Genomic DNA, 2,854 nt, shown 5'->3' on the forward strand with positions numbered 1-2,854 from the left:
AAATGTCGCTCTGGCCCGTAACCACGCGGTGGAGCTGGTTTCGGCTGATGCCCAAAGCCTCAGCGGCTTGCGCGGTGGTGAGGCCCAGCTCGTCAGAATCGGCCTTTAGACCCCGGCTTGGATGGGGTGGATTCTTCATCGGCATGGGGATGCCTCCTTTCAATGGTAATCTGTAAAATCAACGTCGATAGCGTTTCCTCCGTCAAAGCCGAACACGATCCGCCAGTTCGCCCGTACGGTGACGGCCCATTGGCCCTTGCGGTTGCCCCTGAGCGGATGAAGCCGGAACGATGGCCTGTTCATGCCGTCCGGATGAGGCGGGGCGTATCTATTCGTTTTCTCAATTGCCGTAACTTAGCGTTACGCATCTGATCGGCCGAGCTACGTATACGATTGCCGGCGAGACACGCATGGAAACAATCTCTTTTGAACATGGAGAGTTCATTCCAGCCCCCGATCATGGCTTGCTCCCGACTTCTATCATGCCTGTCATACATCTGCATCATGACAAAGCTCAGGCCATTGGAACCTGCTTTGCAATTTCTAGTGACGGGTTGTGTCTTACAGCCCGTCATGTTGTAGAAGAAGCTCTTCCCGGTCCAGTTCGCGAAGGAAAGCCGAACAGCGTTGAAGATGGCTGGCTATACGTCCTGTATGTTTCAAGTGAGCCCGATGAGGATAATCCAGGAAATGAGCTTGGCGGCCTACTGCCTGTGCACTCAGTCCATTTCAATGGTCAGCTAGATATAGCCGCGCTCCAAATCCAGCTTCTCCGAAATGTAAAAACTAACGAACTTCTCAAGATGCCTGCCAATAGGCTTGGTTTAGGCTTGCCGAGCATAGGAGAGACTTCTTTCGCTTTAGGCTATCACTCTATGGAGTGGAGCGTTGACACCGCTCGCTATATAGTAAATCAAAAACTCTACGGCTCCCGCGGGCTGGTTGAGGAAATCCATTGTCCGCAACGTGATGCAGTTGTGGCTCCATTTCCACGTTATCGCACCTCTGCAAGATACGACCCAGGAATGAGCGGAGGGCCGGTATTTGGGCTAGACGGACTTGTTCGAGGAGTGGTGTGTTCTTCATATGAGGGAATAAGAGATAGAGATGGCTACATCTCTTATGCTTCATTAGTGGGGCCGGCAGCGCTTCTTCAAGTTGAGCAGCTGGATGAGAGCGGGAATATTGCGAAATATTTTATAGGTGATTTAATCACGAGAAAGATCGTATGGGCTGATGAAACCGGAATTGGCATCAAACGCTTGCCCAACGAACTCCGGTTACGACTTAACGGTTGGAGTATAAATTCTGTAATGGGAAGCTGAGCCCTGATGACAACGTCTGATGGCCAGCCGTAGAATGAGCTAAGGCCACGCTCATGCCTCTATCAGCAGCTTGACCACGGCTACAAAACGTATCCATCGGACAATCAAAAATATCAATTAAATCAACTTATTAGAGCGTAAAATCGCGTTTCTTCTCATCCGCACCACAGTCGACGATGCTTTGCGTTGCCTGAATGCGGAAACGCGATTTCAAGCTGCGGGGATGCCGAGTCGCAGGGTTAAGATGATAGAAAGACAAAACCGCGCTCATACGTCGTCCGGCCATTCCCTGGCCCCGTGCTGGACAAACAGAATTTCGATTTGAGTATCCGTCACTCGGTACGCGACGATATAGGGCGTACCGGAAATCACCAGTTCGCGGGTGCCCGTGATCTCGCCTCGACGCCCGATGAACGGATTGGCTAAAAGCAGCCGCGCTGTTGTCGAATGTATCTCGTTTACGATTCGGACGGCTGCGCGCGGGCTACGCTGACCGATATAGTCCCTGATGGATGCAAGCTCTCGCAGATATCGTCGAGTTCAGACGATGCGCACGAACCGCTATGCCTGACCGTATTTGTTGAGAACGGAAGCGATTTCCTCTTCGGTTGCGAAGTCGCCCTTGTCGGCGGCTTCGATGCCCTCCAGGACGCCCGCAACCCATTTCTCCTGCCATGCCAGCGAACGGCCACGCGACAAAGCATCTTCAATGATCTGCTCGCGCGTCAAGGTCGAGCGTGCGGTCAGCATGTCGATCCGGCGGTTCAAATCTTCCGATATTTCAAAGTTGTTTTCCATTTGTTCATTCTGCCATATTCTCGGAGAGCCTGCCAAGAAAATTTAGCCGGAACAGGCCATACCCGCGTAAAACGCAGCGGGCCTAGGGCCCTGACGGCCCAAGGCCTGTGTCGCGCATGAGGGCGTCCATATTGGACGGCATCGCGGCCGCCGCTGCCACCTCAGCGGGTTTTGCCGACTGCGCCGAAACTGAGTTGGCCCGCGGCTGGTCGAGGCCGAGTTTTTCACGCGCCGCGTCTGGCATGTCCTCCGCCAGCCCCGATTTCAATTCTTCCAGTTCGTCTTTCGTGATTTCGCCCTTGTCGAGACGCTCACGCGCTTCGCCCAGCTTTGCCTGATATTCGAGGAGCTGCTGACGATCTTCCTCAAGTTTTACCTTAGCATCCGTTTCGGCTTTAAAGGCTTCCCATGTGGGATGTCTTTCATCGATGGCGTCAGGATCGACGATTTTGGTTGCCTCTTTTCCGTATTCGTCGAAAACTCTTGTGCCGTCTTTTGTTTTGAAGACCCGCCGCCCGTCCGGAAGGACATATGCTTCTTCAAGCATTGCGTCGATCCTGGCCCGCACCGCATCAATGGCTTCCTGATTTTCTATCAGCGCACCGACAGTGGCCGTATCATATTTGTCCAATTGAACACGAAATTCAGCTACTGCCTCTCTCGTGGCGAGGACGATTTCAATCGTGTCGAGAATTTCGGCGGTCTGTTGCTCGGCGCGCTCGCGTTCGCCT

At 53.3% G+C, this 2,854-nt stretch carries 5 protein-coding genes; 1 reads left to right on the forward strand and 4 read right to left on the reverse strand.

Annotation, left to right across the window (positions count from 1 at the left end; all coding sequences use genetic code 11):
- Window positions 1-159: 159 nt before the first annotated feature.
- Window positions 160-303 (reverse strand): type II toxin-antitoxin system RelE/ParE family toxin, encoded by a 144-nt coding sequence (locus tag NWI01_RS20430; RefSeq protein WP_141385403.1) that lies wholly within the window; start codon window positions 301-303, stop codon window positions 160-162.
- 107 nt (window positions 304-410) lie between these two features.
- On the opposite strand from NWI01_RS20430, the gene NWI01_RS18500 reads away from it, so the two are divergent.
- Window positions 411-1,325 (forward strand): S1 family peptidase, encoded by a 915-nt coding sequence (locus tag NWI01_RS18500; RefSeq protein ID WP_141385404.1) that lies wholly within the window; start codon window positions 411-413, stop codon window positions 1,323-1,325.
- A 267-nt stretch (window positions 1,326-1,592) separates the two neighbouring features.
- On the opposite strand, the gene NWI01_RS18505 is transcribed toward NWI01_RS18500, so the two are convergent.
- The 3 genes from NWI01_RS18505 to NWI01_RS19230 form a co-directional block, all read right to left on the reverse strand.
- Window positions 1,593-1,853, reverse strand: a complete 261-nt coding sequence (locus NWI01_RS18505) for a type II toxin-antitoxin system RelE/ParE family toxin (protein ID WP_181410592.1) — start codon at window positions 1,851-1,853, stop codon at window positions 1,593-1,595.
- 33 nt (window positions 1,854-1,886) lie between these two features.
- Window positions 1,887-2,123, reverse strand: a complete 237-nt coding sequence (locus NWI01_RS18510; protein ID WP_141385405.1) for a transcriptional regulator — start codon at window positions 2,121-2,123, stop codon at window positions 1,887-1,889.
- Window positions 2,124-2,205: 82 nt separating this feature from the next.
- On the reverse strand, window positions 2,206-2,854 hold a 649-nt coding region (locus NWI01_RS19230), incomplete at its 5' end, for a hypothetical protein (protein ID WP_181410591.1).

The sequence above is a fragment of the Nitrobacter winogradskyi genome, from assembly GCF_006539545.1.
GTDB lineage: Bacteria > Pseudomonadota > Alphaproteobacteria > Rhizobiales > Xanthobacteraceae > Nitrobacter > Nitrobacter winogradskyi_A.

Coding starts and splice junctions, on each gene's coding strand:
- NWI01_RS20430 (WP_141385403.1), bottom strand. CDS start 303: ATGAACAGGCCATCGTTCCGGCTTCATCCGCTCAGGGGCAACCGCAAG.
- NWI01_RS18500 (WP_141385404.1), top strand. CDS start 411: ATGGAAACAATCTCTTTTGAACATGGAGAGTTCATTCCAGCCCCCGAT.
- NWI01_RS18510 (WP_141385405.1), bottom strand. CDS start 2,123: ATGGAAAACAACTTTGAAATATCGGAAGATTTGAACCGCCGGATCGAC.